The organism is Neolewinella persica DSM 23188 (assembly GCF_000373105.1).
Lineage (GTDB): Bacteria > Bacteroidota > Bacteroidia > Chitinophagales > Saprospiraceae > Neolewinella > Neolewinella persica.
In genome coordinates this window covers 62,881-83,111 of the sequence record NZ_KB890442.1, presented here as the reverse complement: position 1 = coordinate 83,111, position 20,231 = coordinate 62,881, and the positions used below count along the sequence as shown (strand labels likewise).

Here is a 20,231-nt window from a genome sequence, read left to right as displayed (position 1 = left end):
CACGTTGCAGGTTCGCTGCGCTCACACGTTGCAAGGGTTGCAGCAGTTACATTGCGTGCCCTTGAACCCCTGCAACAGGAGCGTAGCGCCCCTGCAACCTCGCTGACACTTACTCGTAAAATAAGGTTAAGACTACAAGAATACAGGGTGGATAAAGAACATTCAGCGGACCTTGTAACTATTACCCCCAAACAACCTTCTGATTATGAAACAATTTGTACTTCTTTTTTGCCTTAGTGTTAGCCTGAGTCTAAGTGCTCAAAGCCTATCTGGCAGCTTCCCACAAAACCAAACTAAAGCAGCCGTTAGTAACGAACAGTTGACTTCCATGGTAAACTTGCCTGTTAACTCAGACTGGAACAAGTCGGCTGTACTTGACACCGTTTTTGCCCCTGCCCTTAGCCTGGCATGTGCTGCTGCTCCCACCGTTTTCATTAGCGACAATTCCGGCTTTGTGACGGGAACCAATGGCTACTTTGATCTCGAAAAACTTCAGCGCATCGAACTGCCAGAAGCGACTAATTTCAGTATTAACTCAGCACTGGTTGCTTTTATAATGCCTGATTCGACCTTTATTTCCGGTGCGTTGGACAATCAAAAGATCGTCGTAAATGTATATGACGATTTGAACGCCGATGGCTCCTTTGGTGACTTCCTTGGTGCCAGTGATACCATTTTGGTCGTTGACCTTGGGCTCGACACTTCCGGCTTCTTCTTCAGCGACATCGTGTTCTCTACGCCAGTCGAACTGACGGATGCATCAGCCTTTATTCTCGGGATCGACTTTTCGGACATGTACCGTAGTGAAGAAGGTGGCGACCTCGGAATCGTTACTACCAACGATGGTTGTGGAGATGGCAACAACGTCCTGGAATTTTTCTTTAATGATATGGGGGGCGTCTCCTTCAACACTGTAAACGCAAACTGGGGTGGCCTTGACATCGAAATGCTTGTTGGTGCTACTATCGATCGTGATCCCTTCACCTCTGTTCGTACGCCTACCACCGATTTCTCCGCTTCAGCCTTCCCGAACCCTGCCGATGATCAATTGAGCATTCTTTTTCAGGCACCGGTTGCTGGTAGTTATGTTATCAGGTTGCTATCTCCTAACGGTCAGGTTATCCGGAGCCAGGGTGCCGAAGCCGTAGTTGGTAACGCCGAGGTAGCTATTCCAGTAGCTGATCTTCCTGCAGGTGTTTACCTGTTCCAGGTTCAGGGCACTACGGGTGTTCAAACCGGGCGGGTGGTTATTAAGTAGTGCTTTTGGTTTTATTGGTGCTATTGGTCTATTACCGCAAAGAGACCGATAGCACCAATAGTCCAACTTACCCCAACGTAAGCAGCCCCTCGGGCAGCACCATCGTCATCGTTTCCGCCTCTTCATCGAGAGAGATCACAAGGTCTTCGTGGAGCGGGACCAGGATGGCTTTACCCTCGTGCGTCAGCTCGGCCAGATAGTGCTCTGGCATATCCATGATGCTGGCAATTGGCCCCAAATTCGGGTAGCCCTCCGCAATGATGGTAAAACCGATGATGGGGTCCCATGGCGTAAGGTCTTCTCCTTCATTAATGGCAGTAACCTGAGAAGCCAGCAGCCAAACGGGCTTATTGCTAAGCAGGGTGACTTGCTCTCTGGAATCAAGGTTCTCAAATTTAGCAATGATCGCTCCACCAGCCCGAAGCGACTCAACAAAATAAGGGATAGCGGGATCACCGATCAGCATCGACTTAGTAGCCAGCAGATCTTCTTCGTAGAAATCCTGAATACGGAGTTTGATTTCCCCCTTGAGGCCGTGGGCTTTGCCCGTCCAGCCGATTTCGATTAAGTCCATGGAAGCAAGTTATCAGGTTGTCGGGTTATCAAGTTGTCGGGCAAAGGTATGTAGGAAGTAGGGAACAACGGTGTGCTTTACAACCTATTATTGCACCTGCGGCCGCGCCTGAAAAGTGAAGGGGTGATTTGCTGAGTTGATAAGTTCTTGCCTAAAGTGTCTTCGTGTCGCTGCGTTCCACTTCCCAAGGCGAACAGGCGCAGCGCAGTGAGCGGTCAAAGCGGTAGCCACTCAGTCATTCACCAACTCAGTCATTCACTCCTGCTCCTGAAAACAACGCTGTATCATTGTTTAGGCGCCGGGAAATGCGGCCAAAGTACTTTGTCTTTTGTAGCACCCCGTACTTCTACGTAAGTACATTTTTCACCGCAGTAAGACCTGCCTGATAATAAACCCCTTCTCCGCCTTCTCGTCCCAGAGCAAGTCAATGCAGGACTCCGTATCCCCCCCACAACATACCCGGCATTGGGTATGCCGGGCATCGATGAAGCGCTCAACGAGGCCGACGCCGGAAGCGTAAACTTCGTAGGCTGACCGCAAATCAATAAGGTTATCGGTTTCGGCCTGCGTGATCAAAGTCGTCTGATCAAAGGAAAGTCCCGTTGATAGGGTCATCGGTACGTTGACGGAGTCGTAACGATAGTTCCAGTCAAAAAAGACATCGAGAAACTCCCCACCAACTGCGATGTCCTGTGTGTCGTCAAAAGCAGTATGGCCATCCCAGCTTTTTTCATCGCGGATTGGGAACGTCAACTTAGTGAAAGCCAGGTTATCCTCCGTTCTCACGGCAAGCTGATTCGTTCTGCGCGCCGTAAAAGTCTGCCGAAAACGCCAGGGGCCGCCGGTTAGCGGCCGATCCCAACGTTCTCCCCGAAATTCCGTCATGCCATCTGCAGCCGTGAAACTTTCAACCAGTGTTTCCCGAACCTCTAGTGAAGTGGTGTCGTACAACACTCCCTGAACAGTATTCTTTACAATGAAGCTGTCCAACCGATAGAATTTCGGTTGATTTAGTTCCAAAGGGTAGTAAGCATAGTCAGCGGAGAAGTCGTCCGGTGGCGCTACTTCTTCTTTGCAACCAGATAGCAGCAGCAAAAGCAAAACGAAGGACAAAAAGATAAACTTTGGCATGGGGCAAAGGTAATAAGGACTAATGTCTGCGTTCGTAAGTCTTTGAACAATTAACTAACGGCCAAAGGAGCAGGCCATTGCCTGCTGGATAAATCTATTCTTCCACAAACGGGAATCCGAGGACGACCCGGACTTCCGGAGTAATCTTAACGGTGATTTTGAGGATAAGCGGATCTTTTAACGGCGCTTTGGTTTGCCGCTGTAGGCGGTAAGCCGTCCGAATAGTAGACAGAACCATCGTAATGGCCGTTTCTCCCTTATGCTCGACTAGCCTTTCGGCGATGGCTTCGTCTGACCAATTTTCATGAGAGCCTAACAGCTCTACGTTGAGAGAAGGGCTGATGGCCAGGCCCATGGAAAAGCTCGTGATTTCCAGGCCGTATTCCGCCAGTTGAGGGAAAATTTCCAGCCAGTCTTCAATTACCTTCAATGTTTTTTCTTTTGCGCCTTCGCTAACGGTACCAGCCAGGTCGTTAACGCCTTTTAAGGTGGCATTCCAAAGATCGGAGAGCATGGTAAATCTAGTTATCTGGTTATTAAGTTATCGGGTTATCCGAACCACAAGTTAGTTCTTTCAGGCGCGGGCGCGGGTGCAAAAAAAGGTAGAGGAGCAGGGTTTCTTCCCGGCAGTCGAAGACCAAAGACGAAGGCCGGCAGATAATCGACCAGCGCTTTTGGCTATGTCATCTGGCCTTGGCATAACCATTCTTCTGAAAAGGAATTACCTCTTGTCGCGAAATACCCAATCCAGTAATACCGAGTTCCATCACGTCTCCGGCTTTCAGGTATTTCGGAGGATTAAAGCCCAGCCCCACACCGAAGGGAGTACCGGTGGAAATAACATCGCCCGGCAGTAGACTCATGAACCGGCTGATGTAGCTCACCACATGAGGTATATCAAAGATGAAGTCAGAAGTATTACTGTTTTGTAATTGTTCTCCATTAACATTTAACCAAAGATCCAGGTTATGAGGATCAGCAACCTCAGATTTAGTGACCAGGTAGGGGCCAATCGGTGCGAAACTATCGCAGCTTTTACCCTTTACCCATTGGCCCTCCATTTCTAACTGAAAGGCGCGTTCACTCACGTCATTATGCAACATATAGCCCGCAACGTAATCCATTGCTTCCGCTTTCGATACGTAGGACGCCTTCTGACCAATCACTACTGCCAGTTCCACTTCCCAATCAGACTTCTCGCTGTCTCTGGGCAGCATCACCGGATCATTTGGGCCGATGATGGACGAAGTAGCCTTATAGAACAACACTGGCTGACCGGGGATAGCCATGCCGCTTTCCTGCGCGTGTTTGGCGTAATTCAGCCCTACACAAATGATCTTAGAGGGGCGGGCAATTGGAGGCCCTAACCGAAGGTCGTTGCTTATTACCGGACAATTCCCCTGGTTAGCCATAAGCCATTGCTCTAATCTTTCAATGCCCTTGGTTCCGAAGAATTTCTCATCATAGTCTTCTCCGAACGAGGAGACGTCAATGCGGTGACCCTCCGTGATTGCTACTCCTGGAATTTCGAGCCCTGCCGCTCCGAATCTTATTAATTTCATGTTCTTTAATTGTTAATGGTTACAAAACCTCCGTCAATCGGGAAATTAGTCCCCGTAAGAAAGGAGGCTTCATCAGAGCATAAATAAAGGGCTAAATCCGCGACTTCCTGCGGCTTTCCCATTCTGCCGATGGGTTGTGACTTAGATAATGTATTGAACATTTCTTCTTCACGACCGGGATAATTCTTTGCGATGAAGTTGTCTACGAAGCTGGTATGGATGCGTGCAGGTGAAATGCAGTTACACCGGATATTGTAATTTAGATAATCTTTGGCTACGGAGTAGGTCATGGTAAGCACGGCGCCTTTAGTCATAGAATAAGCAAACCGATCGGCAAGGCCCACAGAGCAAGCAATGGAAGCCATGTTTATGATCACGCCGCTACTTTGTTCTTTGAAGAATGGGATTACCGCCTTAATGCAATTAAAGGTCCCTTTTACATTCACGTTGTAGAGACGATCCAGATCCGCTTCGCTCGTTTGTTCCACGTTGCCGACGAACCCGATCCCTGCGTTGTTAATTAGTACATCTATACCGCTGGAGATAGTGTGCATCGCTTTCACCGAAGCCGCTACCTCAGCATAATTGGTTATATCGCAGCGATAAAAGTGAGCCGCCCCACCCCGATCATTGATTCCCCTAGCGGTTGTCTGGCCTGCGGACTCGTTCCTGTCCAGTATCCCCACCGTAGCGCCCATTTCGGCGAAGGTCTCCGCCATGGCCTGGCCAATGCCGCTTCCACCACCGGTAATCATGACCGTTTTGTTTTTATAGCTGAATCTCATGGTTTGCTTGGATTAGGTTATCTGTTATTAGTTCTGGCGAGAATTTTTGAGCGGCAACCTTTACCGTTCAGGAACTCATGGCTGCCAATGAGAACGTTTTAATGGAAGTGATAAAGCCCGACCAGTAAAAGTAGGCCATCAGTTCCGATTGTCCTGCCCCACCTGATTCCTCCCCTGTCATAAAAAAGCAACACCTATGTTAAACTACTTAGACAAATTCAAAATAAGCCCCAAAAGGCTTGTCTACCTCCTTGAAGGGAGTCTACATTTGCACTATTAAGAATTAGTACAGATAAAAATAGTCTAAAAATGACTCGACTTCTTCCCCTTATAGCCATGTTAGCTACCATTACACTTTTAACCGGTTGCCAGGATGATGATGACACCCGTCCGGCGTTGGAAGTACCATCTGATTACAGCTTTACCCGTGATGCCCAGTCTACCGTTAGTTTTTCCGGACAGACTACCCGAATCGCGATGGCAGAAGAGCTGGCAGTCGCAATGATTAACTTCGATCAAACTGCCGAAGGATTGGCCGAGATGTTCCGTAATACCGAAGGAACAATGCCCTTTGCCGATGCGGACCTGAACGCATCCACTAAATCCATACGCTCCAAAGTAGCCGCCAGCCACGACCTTTTCTTTTCCAATACCACGGCTTCCACGGCAATTCGTACCACTATGGACGAATGGTTAACCGCCCAGGTGAATGAAGTATTCCCTAATCGTAACGAAGTCGCCGCTGCTGGGCAGGCCGGGCAAATTGCCGACGGTAGTTCCGTCCGCTACGTAAATGCCAACGGATTGGAGTATAACCAAGCAATAGCGAAGTCTCTGATAGGTGCCTTGATGTATGACCAGGCAGTAAACAATTACCTCAGCACCGCAGTGCTTGACGAAGGCACTAACCGTGAGGACAATGACATGGGTACCGTAGTAGATAGAAGTCCTTATACTAGTATGGAACACAAATGGGACGAAGCCTTTGGCTACCTGTTCGGTGGTTCACAAAACCCGGCAAAACCCTTGACAGACCTTGGCACTGCAGATAATTTCCTGAATAAGTACCTGGGGCGTGTCGAGGACGACGCCGATTTTACGGGCATTGCCACCGACGTAGAGCTGGCCTTCCGTACCGGCCGCGCCGCCATTGTTGCCGGAGATTATGCTGAACGTGACCGCCAGGCCACCATCATCAAAGAAAACCTGACCAAAGTTCTGGCTGTCCGTGCCGTTTACTACTTAAAGCAAGGTGAAACTGCATTGACTACCACACCTGCTAACACCGGCGGTGCTTTCCATGATCTTAGTGAAGGCTATGGCTTCATATACAGCCTGCGGTTTGTTGCTGGCCAGGATGCCACCGTTGTAGAGGGATGGATCACTGACCTTACCAATGCCTCCGGCAATGGCTTCTGGGACTTGGACACTACCGTCCTCGCTACCATCGCTAATGAGATTTCTACTGCTTATGGCATTTCCGTAGCAGAAGCTGGCAATTAAATAGCTAGCCTTCGGAGCAACCTCCTGCCAAATACCCTCACGAAATTAGTCACAAAATATTTTGTTCTCACTATTTGGCCGAAGCTTCTCCCCATAAGAGCAGCTAAAGCCAAAAGCAAGGAATTTGTTTTTCTTCATCCTCCAATTGATTAAAGCTATGTCCCGTTATCTGATTTTATTGCTCTTGCCCCTCCTTACTTATTCAGCCTGTTCCAACCCAGCAGGAAGCGACGATGACGACCCGATGATGCCGTCTTTTGACCGCCGCGAAATGCTAAAAACATGGGCAGATGAGGTCATCATTCCGGCACACAATGACTTCGAGGCAAACCTTGAAGCAATGGCCGCTGCCAACGAAGCTTTTAGTCTAAACCCAGGTGCAGAAACTTTAACCGAGTTCCAAAATCGCTTTAAGGCTGCCTATTTATCCTTTCAGCGCCTGGATCCCTTCCTCATCGGCAAGGGCGAAGAAATTCGGATGCGGGAATTACTCAACACTTACCCCGCCAATGTTGACTTGATCCAGGAGAACGCCGATTCCGGAGCAGCCAATCTGGACCTGCCGTCAAACACCGTCGCTCAGGGATTCCCGGCACTGGAATTTCTGCTGCATGCTGAAAACAATCAGCTACTCACCAACGCCAATCATCGTGCTTATGCAACGGCGCTAATTGACCGTATGCTTCTACTCAACGAAACTGTGCTGACAGATTGGAACGGAACGTACCGCGACCTGTTCATCCAAAACGACGGCAACTCTGCCACTGCCAGCATTGACCGGACGATAAATGATTATATCTTTCACTACGAAAAATTCCTGCGTGCAGGGAAAGTCGGTATCCCGGCCGGTGTTTTCAGCGATGATCCGCTGGCCGACCGTGTAGAAGCGCTGTATGCCGGCTATTCCAAAGAACTTTTTTTGGAGGCACTGAGTGCCAGCCGCGACTTTTTCACCAACCGGGGCCTCAAGGAATACCTGGACGTACTGAATGTACGTCGCGACGGTGAACTCCTGAGCAGCCAGATCGAAGCACAATTTGCGGTCATCCTAGAAGCGAGTGCAGCCCTTACGGACAGTTTTGCTGAGCAGGTGGAAGTAGACAACGTACAACTGCTGGGTCTCTACGATGAGATGCAAAGGCTGGTCGTATTGATGAAAGTGGATATGGTGCAGGCACTGAGCATCAATATCGACTATGTTGATGCGGACGGGGATTAGTAGGTAGTTCATTAGTTCATAGTCTAATAGTCCACAGCACTGATCGTGAGACTATTGCACTAAGAACTATATAGACTATGAATTATCGAACGAAAAGACTATGAACTGTCAACTACCTACCTCCCCCGCCCCGCTTGCGGTATTCCGAATTGGCTTTGGGCTGATGATGGCGTTAAGCATCGTACGGTTTTGGGCTAATGGGTGGATTGAAAAACTGTACCTGGAGCCTACCTATTTTTTCAGTTATCAGTATTTCGAGTGGGTGAAGCCTTTGGGCAGTTGGACGTATCTGCTGTTTGGGACAGCATTTATCTCTGCACTGATGGTCATGCTGGGGTGGAAGTACCGACTAGCCATTGTCATCTTCTTCCTTAGCTTCACGTACATTGAGCTGATGGACAAGACGACGTATTTGAACCATTACTACTTCATTACGCTGTTGAGTTTTGTGCTAATTTGGCTGCCTGCGGCAGCTTGTTTCTCAATGGATGCGCGTGGTCGGAAAGTGCATTACATACCGCGCTGGACAATAGACAGTCTGAAGATTTTTGTCGGTGTCGTTTATTTCTACGCCGGCTTGGCAAAATTGAATTCCGATTGGTTGCTGGAAGCGCAGCCTCTGGCCATCTGGCTCCCGGCTAAATACAACATTCCGTTATTGGGCGATCTGCTGCAACAGCGGTGGGTGCACTACGGCTTTGCTTGGTCGGGGGCAGCGTATGACCTCTTGATTCCCTTCCTGCTATTTTGGCGGCCTACCCGGGTCTTTGCCTTTGTGATGGTCGTCGTTTTTCACGTACTTACCAGGGTATTGTTCCCGATCGGAATGTTTCCGTACATCATGATCGTGAGTGCATTAATCTTTTTTGATGAGGGGGTGCATGAACGGTTGCTGACATCTTTTCAAAAAGTTGGAGTAGCCTTTAAACATAAGGGCTTGAGGGGAATATCCATTCTTTTCAGAAAATACTGGAGGAGTAAAAATGCAATACACCAGGTGGCGCGGCCGCAGGTGCAGATAAAAGACGAAAGAGCGGTGAACGACACGTTGGGTAATTCCGCAAAAATGTACTTCCGTAGAAGTACGGGATACTACAAAAAGCAAAGCGCTTTGACCCCAAGCGCCATCATCGTTTCCCTCACCCTGCTGGCCCACCTCACCCTACCCTGGCGATACGCCCTACATCCCGGAGAACTGTTCTGGACCGAAGAAGGCTACCGTTTCAGTTGGCGGGTAATGCTGATGGAAAAGGCAGGCTACCTCACCTATCAGGTCGAAGACCCTTCTTCGGGAAAACGCAGGAGCGTTGACCCCGGTCGCTACCTCACAACCTTCCAACAAAAGCAGTTGGCGTCCCAGCCCGATTTTATCCTGGAGTTCGCCCACTTCATCGCTGCCGAACACCAAATAAATGGCGAACCTCTGCCCGCAGTCTTTGCAGAAAGCTACGTCGCCCTCAATGGAAGAGGAAGCCGGGTTTACGTCAACCCCGGCATTAACCTGACCACCATCACCACAAACACGCCACGCGTCGCGTGGCTAATGCCGTTTGAAGATGAGATTTATGGATTATAATAACTTTCGACTAACGGGATTAATGAGGCAATTCAGGGCAAAGCGATCTGTTTTCCCAACCCTGCTCTTTACTACCCTGCTCTGCTCCTGCGTCAGCGCCCAAAAAACGCTTACCCTCACCGTTCTCAGCCAGGAAGACAATACACCTTTGTCCACCGTAGAAATTTTCGTCGAAGAAACCGTCCGGGTATATGAAACTGATCGACAAGGAAAAACAAAGTTCGTAGTTGACGATCAGTTGACGACCCTGACGCTTACCCTGTTTACCCCCGGTTTCACGAGTAAAACTGAGCAGGTTGAGTTATCGGGACCACAAACTGAATTCACGACAACACTCTCTCCACTTCTGCTCGACCTGGCAGCCGTCACCGTCATCGCCGAAGGAGAAAAACGCTTTGCGTTAACTCGTCTGCGAGCAGTAGAAGAAACGGCCATCTACGCCGGAAAAAAAACCGAAGTCGTACGCCTCGACGCCCTGACTGCTAACGTCGCCAGTAACCAGGCCCGCCAAATCTATGCAGAGGTTTCCGGCCTCAACATCTTCGAATCAGATGATGCCGGCCTGCAACTCAGCATCGGCGGCCGTGGCCTCGACCCTAACCGATCGGCCAGCTTCAATACCCGTCAAAATGGCTACGACATCAGTGCAGATGTCCTCGGGTATCCCGAGAGCTATTATACGCCGCCGGCAGAAGCACTCTCAGAAATTCAGGTCATACGCGGTGCCGCAGGCCTACAGTACGGCTCCCAGTTCGGCGGTCTGGTCAACTTCGTTTTCCGCAAACCAGACCCTCGCAAGAAGATCTCCCTTATCAGCAGACAAACAATGGGCAGCTTCGGCCTATTCACCAGCTTCAATGCGCTAAGCGGTACCGTAGGAAAACTTGGCTACTACGGATATTACAACTACAAAAAAGGAGACGGCTTCCGGCCAAACTCAGGATTCAACAGCCAAAATGCCTTCCTGCACCTGGACTATAAGGTGGCCGAGAACAGCAAAATCAGCTTCGAATATACCTACCTCGACTACGTGGCACAACAGTCCGGTGGCCTTACTGACGCTCAGTTCTACGCCGATCCGTTACAAAGTAATCGCACCCGTAATTGGTTTGCCGTAGACTGGCAATTGTTCAACTTACGATGGGACCATAAGCTCAATGACCAAACAACCCTTAGCCTAAACGTTTTTGGCCTCGATGCCGCGCGCAGCGCGGTCGGCTTCCGGACCAACCGGGTCAGCCAGGTCGATGACCTTTCCGCCCCGCGTGACCTGATCTCCGGCACCTTCAAAAACTGGGGGGCCGAAGGACGCCTGCTGCACCGGTATAAACTTGGCTCAAAAAACGCCGTATTCCTTCTTGGTGCAAAATACTACAAGGCTGATAACACGGCTTTCCAGGGACCAGGCTCTAACGGAACAGATGCTGACTTCCGGCTTGCGACAGCAGATTTTCCGTCCTTCCCAAATCAATCTGCTTTCAGTTTTCCAAACCGGAACGTTGCCCTATTCGGAGAACACATTTTTTACTTCAATGACCAGCTTAGCATCACCCCAGGCCTAAGGTACGAGTACATTAAAACTGAAAGCCTGGGTTCCTTCCGACGCATTGACTTCGACCTGGCGGGTAACCCCATCCGCGACGAGGAATTTCCTGATGACCGGACCTTTGAGCGGAACCTGATGCTGCTTGGGATCGGAGTGAGCTATCGTCCTTCGGAGACGCTCGAGTTCTTCGGAAACATCAGTCAGAATTACCGATCTGTTACCTTTAATGACATTCGGACCGTTAATCCTTCCTTTCAGGTTGACCCGGACATTTCAGATGAAGACGGATATACTGCCGATGCTGGCGTCCGGGGAATAGCCGGCAAATTGGCCTATACCGCCAATGTTTTTGCCTTACAGTACAACGACCGTCTGGGAGAAGTGCTTACCCCCGAAGTACGTATACGACCTGACGGAACGGAGGTGCAGACCGGGCGGATCATCCGACTACGTGGCAACATCGGCGCAGCCTTTATTTACGGCCTGGAGTCCTTGTTGGAATGGCGCCTGCTGAACGATAAAACCACAAACGGGCAACCGTATTCTCTAATTGTGTTCGCTAATACAAGTCTCACACGATCCAGGTATACGGATTCAGAAATTGCCGGCATTAAGAACAATGAGGTAGAATTTATTCCACTGGTCAACTTCAAAACTGGTCTCCGGTTTGGCTATGGTAATTTGCTTGGCTCCATTCAATACAGCTATCTGTCCAGTCAGTTTACGGATGCAAGTAATGCACCTCAGGATCGTGCCGATAATCAATCAGGCATCGTTGGCACCATTCCTGCTTACGGAGTAGCAGATATTTCCTTGTCTTACCGGTGGAAAAAGATCTCGCTGGAAGCCGGCATAAATAATGTACTCGATGAGGTGTATTTCACGCGCCGGGCAACCGGGTATCCCGGCCCGGGGATTATTCCTTCGGCACCCAGGTCATTTTATGTAGGGGTGGAAGTAAGGCTGTAAGTTGGTCGATATGCACCTGCTGCAATTAAAAAGGCGCCAGCCATCCAAAAGATAACTGGCGCTTAGGTTTTCGCTCTGTCCGGAGCTCACCTAAAAGTGTTGTTGTTAGTGTCTAAAAAGAAAAGCTTCGGCCAACAATCCTTCATTAAGGTGAGGCAATATATGTTTTTGCGTTGTTCGGTCTTCTGACGGGAAAGCCCCGCTTTAGTCACGAAAAAGTACCGGTTATGTAGAATAAAGTACCGGTCCCTCATTCTTTCGCCTAAAGAAAGTTGAGGTATCTCACTCAAAATCAAGTAGGTACACCTAATATTTCTTCCAGAAAATATTTTTTTCAAATTAACCTTTCAGTAAACACAGTTCTGCCAAATACTCTACTAAGAGTGGAGGCAATCTATTTTGGCTTAAAGTCATTTTCCTCGTAAAACCAGCCATGACCTAACCCATGCACTGGTCAGTCAACATCCTGCTTAACGGAATTGACGCCACCATCTTGATGGAAAAAATGGTAGCCTAATCAGGCTAAAATTCTTGATAGGAATGTTACGCGGAGAGCTCTAGCAGCGTGTCGGCTGGATAGGTGCCGGAGCTGGAGGCCCTCACCTGGTCCTAGAAAGTCTTCACCTCAACTGGTTTCGTCTGTCCCATCATTTCATTCCGCAGCGCGGTTTGACGGGCTACGTTCTTCGCTACGGTCAACCAGGCTTCGCGGGTGATCTCATTATCTTTATCGAGGAAGGAGGGCTTCCCATCATCTCCGCCTTCCCGGATGCCTTGCACCAACGGAATCTGCCCCAGGAGCATGGAGTTTGATTTACGGGCGAGGGTTTTACCGCCATCCTTACCAAAGAGGTAGTACTTATTGTCAGGCAATTCCTTGGGGGTGAACCATGACATGTTTTCGACTACGCCGAGGACGGGCACCTGCACGTCGGGCAGGAAAAACATATTCATGGCTTTAATGGCATCGGCAAGCGCGACCTGCTGGGGAGTTGTCACCATTACCACACCCGTTACCGAAACGGTCTGAACAAGGGAAAGCTGCACGTCTCCGGTTCCCGGAGGCAAGTCAATGATCAGATAATCTAGAGGAGGCCAAACGCATTCTTCAAGGAATTGCTTGATGATACCGGATAGGCGGGGTCCACGAAGGACTACGGCTTGCTCTGGTTCAACCACAAACCCCGTGCTCATTACCGGGAGGCCGTAAGCGTATAATGGCTTGATCTTTGGCTTACCATAGATCTTCTCTACGGTAGGCTTTTGTCCCGTGAGGCCCAGCATAGTTGGGGCAGATGGACCATAAACATCTGCGTCAAGTAAGCCAACGGCACCACCGAGTTCTTGCAGTGCAAGGGCCAGGTTGACCGAAACTGTGCTCTTGCCAACGCCACCCTTACCGGAAGCTACGGCGATGATATTTTTCACGTGAGGCAATGGGTTACCCTTCTTTGGTCCTCCACTTTTCCCTGCACCTGCGGCCGCGCCCGGATTCTGCATGTGCACGTGAATATTCGCCTCCGGATATACGCCCAGAATCGCTTCCTGACAAGCGAAATTCAGCTGCTGTTTATAATCCGCGTCCAGTTTAGGCAACTGAAGGGTGAAAGACACATTTGGCGCCTCCACTTTCAGATGCAATACCATATTGGCGGTAATCAGATCCTGCCCGGTATTGGGATCCTGTACGGTGGCTAAGGCTCGAACAATTTTACTGCTTTCCATCGGGGGACAAACATTGGAAACAGTAGGACGGTTGACGATGGGTTAAAATCAATTTCGGGGCCACCGCTGATTTATATCATCGGCCACTCTGACTACCGTCATCGCAGACACCCTCCCCACAGGCCCACCTTTGAGCAAAATATTATCTATCGTGAGCCTGATCTCAAAATACGACCAACCCGTCCCCCGCTACACCAGCTACCCAACGGTACCCTACTGGCAGCAAGAGGCTCCGAGCCAGGACGCGTGGCTGGCTGCAGTAAACAAACAGCTTGCAGACAGCTCTGAGATCAGTCTTTACATACACTTACCTTTCTGCGAAAGGCTCTGTACTTTTTGCGGCTGCAATAAGAGGATCACCAAAAAGCACGAAGTAGAGCATCCCTATATCGATGCCGTACTGGCAGAGTGGCGGATCTACGTCCGCTCCCTTAACCAGCGGCCCCGCCTGAAGGAACTTCACCTGGGCGGAGGCACACCCACCTTCTTTTCCCCTTCGGCCCTCAGCCGTTTGCTGCACGGTATCCTACGTCATGCCGACGTTGCCGACGACCACAGTTTCGGCTTTGAAGCCCACCCCAACTCCACCACAAAAGAACACCTGGAAACCCTGGCTGACATCGGGTTTAATCGGGTTAGCATCGGTATTCAGGATTTTAGTCCTGATATTCTCAAGCTGATCAACCGCAGGCAAAGTGAAGCATCGGTTTTCCGGTGTGTGGAAGAGGCCAGAGCAGCGGGCTATACCTCGATCAATTTCGACATTCTTTACGGGCTACCAACGCAGCAGCAGAGCGACATTGTAAATACGATTACCAAAGTAAATCAGCTAAGACCAGAGCGTATTGCCTTTTATGGTTACGCCCACGTGCCTTGGGTTAGCCCCGGGCAACGCGCCTACGACGAAAGCCACCTGCCAAGGGGTGCTGCTAAATGGGATTTGTACGTTACGGGCAAAGACATGCTGGAAATGCAGGGCTATAAAGACATTGGGCTGGATCATTTCTCCCTCCCGCAAGATGACCTTTATCAAGCCCTGGACCAGGGAGAGTTGCACCGCAATTTTATGGGATACACCACCGCCAATACACCGGTGACCATCGCCCTTGGGTGCTCTTCGATTGGAGATAGCTGGGACACCTTTGTGCAAAACGAAAAGAAGGTAGAGACCTACCAGCAAACGCTGTTATTCGAAAACCGTTTGCCGATTATCAAAGGCCATCAGCTAAACGAAGAAGATCAAATTGTACGCCGGCATATTCTGAACCTGATGTGTAAGGGATATACCGACTGGCGACGCCCGGAAATGCGTTGCAATGCCGTAGAACGGGCGGTCCATCACTGGGATGACATGGCTGCCGACGGCATCCTGCGGCGTTCTCCTTACCGCATCGAAGTAACGAATGCCGGTAAGCCTTTCCTGAGAAATATTTGCCTGCCGCTAGATGACCATTATTGGCGTAAGAAGCCGGAGAACACCACTTTTAGTCAAGCCATTTAGCGTAACGATGACCATGGGAAAATCCCCCGAAAGCAAGACCAAACCATCAGTACTTTTGTGTACACATTGTGGAGAGGCCTGCCCTGACGATAGCCTTAGTTCCGGCGATAGCTTTTTTTGCTGCGTAGGCTGCCAAACCGTTTTCGACATACTGAAAGCTAACAATCTTGGCGATTTTTACCGCCTCAATGATGAGGCAGGTAAGAGCCAGAGAAAGCTGGGCAACCAGGACTATTCCTGGCTGGATGTTGAAAAGCTGGCCGATCGGATGATCCGGTACAAGGATGAAACGCAGCACCACATAGCAATAGAGTTACCTGCCATTCACTGCGCTTCCTGTGTTTGGCTACTGGAGCGACTGCCTCAGTTGCTGCCGGGAGTACGTAATTGCGTAATTGACATCACGCGCAAGCAGGCCAGTATTCAATATGATCCACAAAAGATCAATTTGAGGCAGATTGCAGAAATGCTTGCCCGAATAGGCTACCCTCCTCATTTTCAATACGATACCCCTCTCGACAAAAAGCAAAGCGATAAGAGCCTGATTTACCGAATAGGACTATCGGGTTTTGCCTTTGGAAATATCATGCTGCTTAGTTTCCCCGAGTATTTCGGCCTGGGCGCGGACGCAGGTTCCCTGATGGTTGGAGGAGCAATGGGTTACCTTTTACTGATCCTTAGTCTTCCGGTCATGTTCTACGCCGGCAGCGGCTTTTTCAGCGCTGCGTGGTACGGCCTTAAGGCCCGTAGAGCTACCATCGATCTGCCGATCGCGATCGGGATGATCGCCCTGTTTTCCCGCTCCGTTTACGAGATCATTTCAGGAACAGGCCCCGGCTACCTGGACAGCCTTTCAGGCTTGGTTTTTTTCCTCCTGATTGGTCGCTGGTTTCAATCTTACACCTTTGCCCGTCTCAACTTTGACCGGGATTACCGGGATTACTTCCCGGTAGCTGCGCACCGCCTCTCGCCCGATGGTTCCACCGAACCAGTGGCCAGCGAAGACCTTCGGCCAGGTGATCACATCCGGATAAAACCAGGGCAATTAATTCCTGCAGACGGACGGCTCACCGCCTTCACCAAAGCTGGCATCGATTACAGTTTCGTTACCGGAGAAGCCGCGCCCCGCCCCGTAGCGATCAACCAGGAAGTCTTTGCCGGTGGCCGTGCAACGGCCTCTCCCCTTGAGATAGAAGTGACCAAAGAAACGTCCCACAGTTATTTACTACAATTGTGGCAACGTGGCGCAAGCAAAGAAGAAAACCATGGTGTCCAGCCGTCTGAAACATTGGTCAGGTACTTTACTCTTTTCGTACTCACGCTGGCGGCCGGCACGCTGGCCTGGTGGTACCCCACCGACACGAACCTTGCCTTCAAAGCAGCCACTGCAGTCTTAATCATTGCCTGCCCCTGTGCCCTGGCACTGGCGGCACCCTTTGCCTATGGTACCCTCCAGCGACTTTTCGGCAGGCAAGGATATTACCTAAGGGGACCAGGCGTTATCCGGGAGCTCGGCCGGGTAAATGCTTTCGTCTTTGATAAAACCGGCACCCTGGTTGATAACGAGGACGAAGAATCAGTGGACTATCACACCGACGAGCATACGGCCGCTGGCTATGCACCGGTATTCCTGGCAATGGCCGAACGCTCAGACCATCCCCGGAGCCGGGCGATGGCCAGGGCCCTCAGAGCCACCGGGGTACAGCCAATTACCTTACACGGTTTGACTGAAAAAATTGGTGAAGGTTTGATTGTTCATCACCACGGGCAGGATTTCCGACTGGGCAAAGCAAGCTTTTGTGGGTTACCCTCCACAAAATCAGGCACCTATGCCGTCGCGGGTACGGTCCCCATTTTCTCTTTAAAACCGGCGGGTCCGCATTTACGCCCCGGAGGAAAGGACTTCCTGACGGAATTAAATAAAAAAGGATCAATTGCCCTGATCTCAGGAGACCAGAAACCACAGACAAGGTTTTGGGAACGGCTGTTTCAACCGGACCGTACGCACTTCAACATGTCTCCTTTTTCCAAACAGGAGTACGTAGCAGATTTGCAGAAAAAAGGCAACGAAGTGCTGATGGTAGGTGATGGGCTTAATGATGCTGGCGCATTAAAAACCGCCAACGTTGGTTTGGCCGTCAGTGATGACGAGGCCCGCTTCAGCCCCGCCTGCGACGGAATACTAACTGGGGATGAGCTTCACTTACTCCCACAAGTACTCCGGGCATCCAGCAACTTAAAATGGATCCTTTGGCTCACGTTTGGCATTGCCTTTTGCTACAACATCATTGGCCTGAGCTACGCCGTATCCGGAACACTCAGCCCCATAATTGCAGCAATTCTAATGCCGCTGAGCTCAATAACCGTAGTTATTGTAGCTACACTTGGTTCCTGGCTGGTATACAGCTACTCCTTTCGACATCAGGGCCGATGACAAATATCATTCTCCCCCTGGAAATTAATCATTTCAAACCCTTGCAGGCCTTCGGACCTTGCGGCCACAATTGGTTCATCCATGAAAATCATCTTACTCCTTATTTTAGTTAGCCTGCTACTAGCCGTTGGCTTTCTCTACGCCTTTTTCTGGGCAGTAGGGACAGGACAATACGAGGACGAAGTCACCCCATCCATTAGAATATTATTTGAGGACGCCAAACCATCCAACGATGACTGAAACATCTACTGCTCCGGAAACCACCGGATTGGAACACTTTGCTTACGATAATAAATCGGTTAAGCTATTTGCCTACGCAACTGCCTTTTGGGGGTTGATTGGGATGACCGTTGGGCTGCTTGCCGCCCTGCAAATGGTTTTTCCATCTTTTAACCTGACTGCTGAACTCACCTTCGGCCGCATCCGCCCACTGCATACCAATGCCGTCATTTTTGCCTTCGTTGGCAACGGTATTTTCATGGGTGTTTACTACAGTCTGCAGCGATTATTGAAAACAAGAATGTTTTCGGATCTGCTGAGTACCATCCACTTTTACGGATGGCAGCTGATCATCGTTGCTGCAGCGATCACCCTTCCACTAGGTCTTACTACCAGTAAGGAGTACGCGGAATTAGAGTGGCCAATCGATATCGGTATCGCGGTGGTCTGGATAATTTTCGGCATCAACATGTTCGGAACCATCCTAAAACGACGGGAGCGGCACCTCTATGTTGCCCTCTGGTTCTACATCGCTACGTGGGTAACGGTTACTGTTCTACACGTCGGTAACAGCCTGGAAATCCCCGTGGGTCTGTGGAAAAGCTACCCCCTCTTTGCTGGTGTCCAAGACGCACTGGTACAATGGTGGTACGGCCACAATGCCGTAGCCTTCTTCCTTACCACTCCTTACCTGGGCCTGATGTATTACTTCCTGCCTAAAGCTGCTAACCGCCCGGTTTTCAGCTACCGGCTGTCGATCATTCACTTCTGGGCCCTGATTTTCATCTACATTTGGGCTGGTCCACACCACTTGCTTTACACCAGTTTGCCTGACTGGGCACAGAGCCTGGGGACCGTCTTTAGTCTTATGCTGATCGCGCCAAGTTGGGGTGGGATGCTGAACGGCCTGCTTACCCTGCGGGGCGCCTGGGATAAAGTCCGCGAAGACCCCGTCCTGAAGATGTTCGTCGTTGCCATCACCGCCTACGGTATGGCAACCCTGGAAGGCCCACTGCTGTCGATCAAAAGCGTCAACGCCATCAGTCACTATACTGACTGGACCGTCGGGCACGTACACATCGGCACCCTGGGTTGGAACGGCATGCTCACCTTCGGTGTCCTCTACTATATTTTCCCACGCCTGTTCAGCACCAAGCTTTACAGCAAGAGCCTTGCCAACGTCCACTTCTGGATTGCTACGCTTGGTACCGTCTTTTACGCCGTTCCACTTTACTGGGCCGGTTGGACACAAAGTGCCATGTGGAAGCAATTTCTCCCTGAAGGCATGCTTCAATACGGTAACTTTTTGGAAACCGTAAGCGCCATCTTGCCAATGTACGCCATGCGTGCCTTTGGCGGAGCCATCTATTTGGCCGGTGTAATATTGATGATCTACAACCTGATCAAAACTGTACAACAGGGTAAATTTGTTGCAAATGAACCAGCCGCAGCTCCACCTCTGTCTGCCAGCCCCGGCGGGCACAAGGGAGAGTACTGGCACCGTTGGATCGAGCGTCGGCCCGTTCAGCTACTCGTTGGCTCCACCATCTTGGTGCTCATCGGCGGACTTGCGGAGGTTTTCCCAATGGTCATTGTCGAAGACAACGTCCCGAAGATTGCTTCGGTAATGCCTTACACGCCATTGGAACTGCAAGGACGGGACATCTACATCCGGGAAGGTTGTAACAATTGTCATAGTCAGATGATCCGGCCCTTCCGTTCAGAGACGGAACGGTATGGACAGTACTCCAAGTCTGGAGAATTCATTTATGACCGTCCGCACCTTTGGGGTAGTAAGCGTACGGGGCCTGATGTTCACCGGGTAGGAGGGAAGTATCCGGACAGCTGGCACTACCGGCACATGGAGGATCCTCAGTCGACGAGTCCTGGCAGTATTATGCCCGATTATTCCTGGCTGCTAACCCGGAAGCTCAATAATGATTTGTTACCGGCTAAGATCCGTGTCCTTCAAACCCTGGGTACGCCCTACGAAGAAGGCTATGACGAACAAGCCATTGCAGATGCGGAAGCACAAGCCGCCATAATTGCGACCTCCTTGCGCAATGATGGAATCGAAGATGCTGAGCTGGAGCAGAAAGAAATCATTGCCATCATCGCCTACCTCCAGCGGCTGGGCACTGACATTAAAACAACTAAGTAGTCTGTAGTCGATAGTTCATGGTCCGAAGCCCGGTAAGTACAGGTGGCAAAGGACTATGAACTATCGAC

At 50.4% G+C, this 20,231-nt stretch carries 16 protein-coding genes; 10 read left to right on the top strand and 6 right to left on the bottom strand.

Annotation, left to right across the window (positions count from 1 at the left end):
* Both B036_RS34165 and B036_RS0118050 read left to right on the top strand, forming a co-directional pair.
* Positions 1-237, top strand: a 237-nt coding sequence (locus B036_RS34165; RefSeq protein WP_211217411.1) for a hypothetical protein, incomplete at its 5' end; no start/stop codon positions are given.
* Complete coding sequence (locus B036_RS0118050; RefSeq protein ID WP_020570137.1) at positions 206-1,258, top strand: T9SS type A sorting domain-containing protein; 1,053 nt, start codon at positions 206-208, stop codon at positions 1,256-1,258. The genes B036_RS34165 and B036_RS0118050, both read left to right, overlap by 32 nt.
* Positions 1,259-1,325: 67 nt before the next feature.
* Here B036_RS0118050 and B036_RS0118045 read toward each other — a convergent pair whose 3' ends face one another.
* The 5 genes from B036_RS0118045 to B036_RS0118025 all read right to left on the bottom strand — a co-directional run bounded on the left by B036_RS0118045 (position 1,326) and on the right by B036_RS0118025 (position 5,310).
* Complete coding sequence (locus tag B036_RS0118045; RefSeq protein ID WP_020570136.1) at positions 1,326-1,832, bottom strand: ribosome maturation factor RimM; 507 nt, start codon at positions 1,830-1,832, stop codon at positions 1,326-1,328.
* Positions 1,833-2,195: 363 nt separating this feature from the next.
* Positions 2,196-2,963, bottom strand: a complete 768-nt coding sequence (locus B036_RS0118040) for a hypothetical protein (RefSeq protein ID WP_020570135.1) — start codon at positions 2,961-2,963, stop codon at positions 2,196-2,198.
* Between the two features lie 94 nt (positions 2,964-3,057).
* Positions 3,058-3,477 carry a hypothetical protein gene (locus B036_RS0118035; protein ID WP_020570134.1) on the bottom strand — a complete coding sequence of 140 codons (420 nt, stop codon included), beginning with the start codon at positions 3,475-3,477 and terminating at the stop codon, positions 3,058-3,060.
* Positions 3,478-3,646: 169 nt separating this feature from the next.
* Positions 3,647-4,525, bottom strand: coding sequence for a fumarylacetoacetate hydrolase family protein (locus B036_RS0118030; RefSeq protein ID WP_020570133.1), 879 nt, complete (start codon positions 4,523-4,525; stop codon positions 3,647-3,649).
* 5 nt (positions 4,526-4,530) lie between these two features.
* A complete protein-coding gene (locus B036_RS0118025) occupies positions 4,531-5,310 on the bottom strand; it encodes an SDR family NAD(P)-dependent oxidoreductase (RefSeq protein WP_020570132.1) in 780 nt (259 codons plus the stop codon).
* A 309-nt stretch (positions 5,311-5,619) separates the two neighbouring features.
* Here B036_RS0118025 and B036_RS0118020 point away from each other — a divergent pair, with 309 nt between their 5' ends.
* The 4 genes from B036_RS0118020 to B036_RS0118005 all read left to right on the top strand — a co-directional run bounded on the left by B036_RS0118020 (position 5,620) and on the right by B036_RS0118005 (position 12,123).
* Positions 5,620-6,813 (top strand): DUF4856 domain-containing protein, encoded by a 1,194-nt coding sequence (locus B036_RS0118020; RefSeq protein WP_026232093.1) that lies wholly within the window; start codon positions 5,620-5,622, stop codon positions 6,811-6,813.
* A gap of 157 nt (positions 6,814-6,970) precedes the next feature.
* A complete protein-coding gene (locus B036_RS0118015) occupies positions 6,971-8,032 on the top strand; it encodes an imelysin family protein (protein ID WP_020570130.1) in 1,062 nt (353 codons plus the stop codon).
* A gap of 100 nt (positions 8,033-8,132) precedes the next feature.
* Positions 8,133-9,608 carry an HTTM domain-containing protein gene (locus B036_RS0118010; protein WP_020570129.1) on the top strand — a complete coding sequence of 492 codons (1,476 nt, stop codon included), beginning with the start codon at positions 8,133-8,135 and terminating at the stop codon, positions 9,606-9,608.
* Positions 9,598-12,123, top strand: coding sequence for a TonB-dependent receptor family protein (locus B036_RS0118005; protein WP_245557486.1), 2,526 nt, complete (start codon positions 9,598-9,600; stop codon positions 12,121-12,123). The genes B036_RS0118010 and B036_RS0118005 overlap by 11 nt, the downstream gene beginning before the upstream one ends.
* A gap of 609 nt (positions 12,124-12,732) precedes the next feature.
* Here B036_RS0118005 and B036_RS0118000 read toward each other — a convergent pair.
* Positions 12,733-13,848: an Mrp/NBP35 family ATP-binding protein gene (locus B036_RS0118000; RefSeq protein WP_020570127.1), complete on the bottom strand. Its 1,116-nt coding sequence runs from the start codon at positions 13,846-13,848 to the stop codon at positions 12,733-12,735.
* 151 nt (positions 13,849-13,999) lie between these two features.
* Here B036_RS0118000 and hemN point away from each other — a divergent pair, with 151 nt between their 5' ends.
* The 4 genes from hemN (at position 14,000) to ccoN (ending at position 20,163) form a co-directional block, all read left to right on the top strand.
* Positions 14,000-15,349 carry an oxygen-independent coproporphyrinogen III oxidase gene (gene hemN / locus B036_RS0117995; RefSeq protein ID WP_020570126.1) on the top strand — a complete coding sequence of 450 codons (1,350 nt, stop codon included), beginning with the start codon at positions 14,000-14,002 and terminating at the stop codon, positions 15,347-15,349.
* A gap of 13 nt (positions 15,350-15,362) precedes the next feature.
* Positions 15,363-17,783 (top strand): heavy metal translocating P-type ATPase, encoded by a 2,421-nt coding sequence (locus B036_RS29930; RefSeq protein ID WP_044103082.1) that lies wholly within the window; start codon positions 15,363-15,365, stop codon positions 17,781-17,783.
* 81 nt (positions 17,784-17,864) lie between these two features.
* On the top strand, positions 17,865-18,023 hold the full coding sequence (ccoS, locus tag B036_RS0117980; RefSeq protein WP_020570124.1) for a cbb3-type cytochrome oxidase assembly protein CcoS: 159 nt from the start codon (positions 17,865-17,867) through the stop codon (positions 18,021-18,023).
* Positions 18,016-20,163: a cytochrome-c oxidase, cbb3-type subunit I gene (gene ccoN, locus B036_RS0117975; RefSeq protein ID WP_020570123.1), complete on the top strand. Its 2,148-nt coding sequence runs from the start codon at positions 18,016-18,018 to the stop codon at positions 20,161-20,163. The genes ccoS and ccoN overlap by 8 nt, the downstream gene beginning before the upstream one ends.
* Positions 20,164-20,231: the final 68 nt, after the last annotated feature.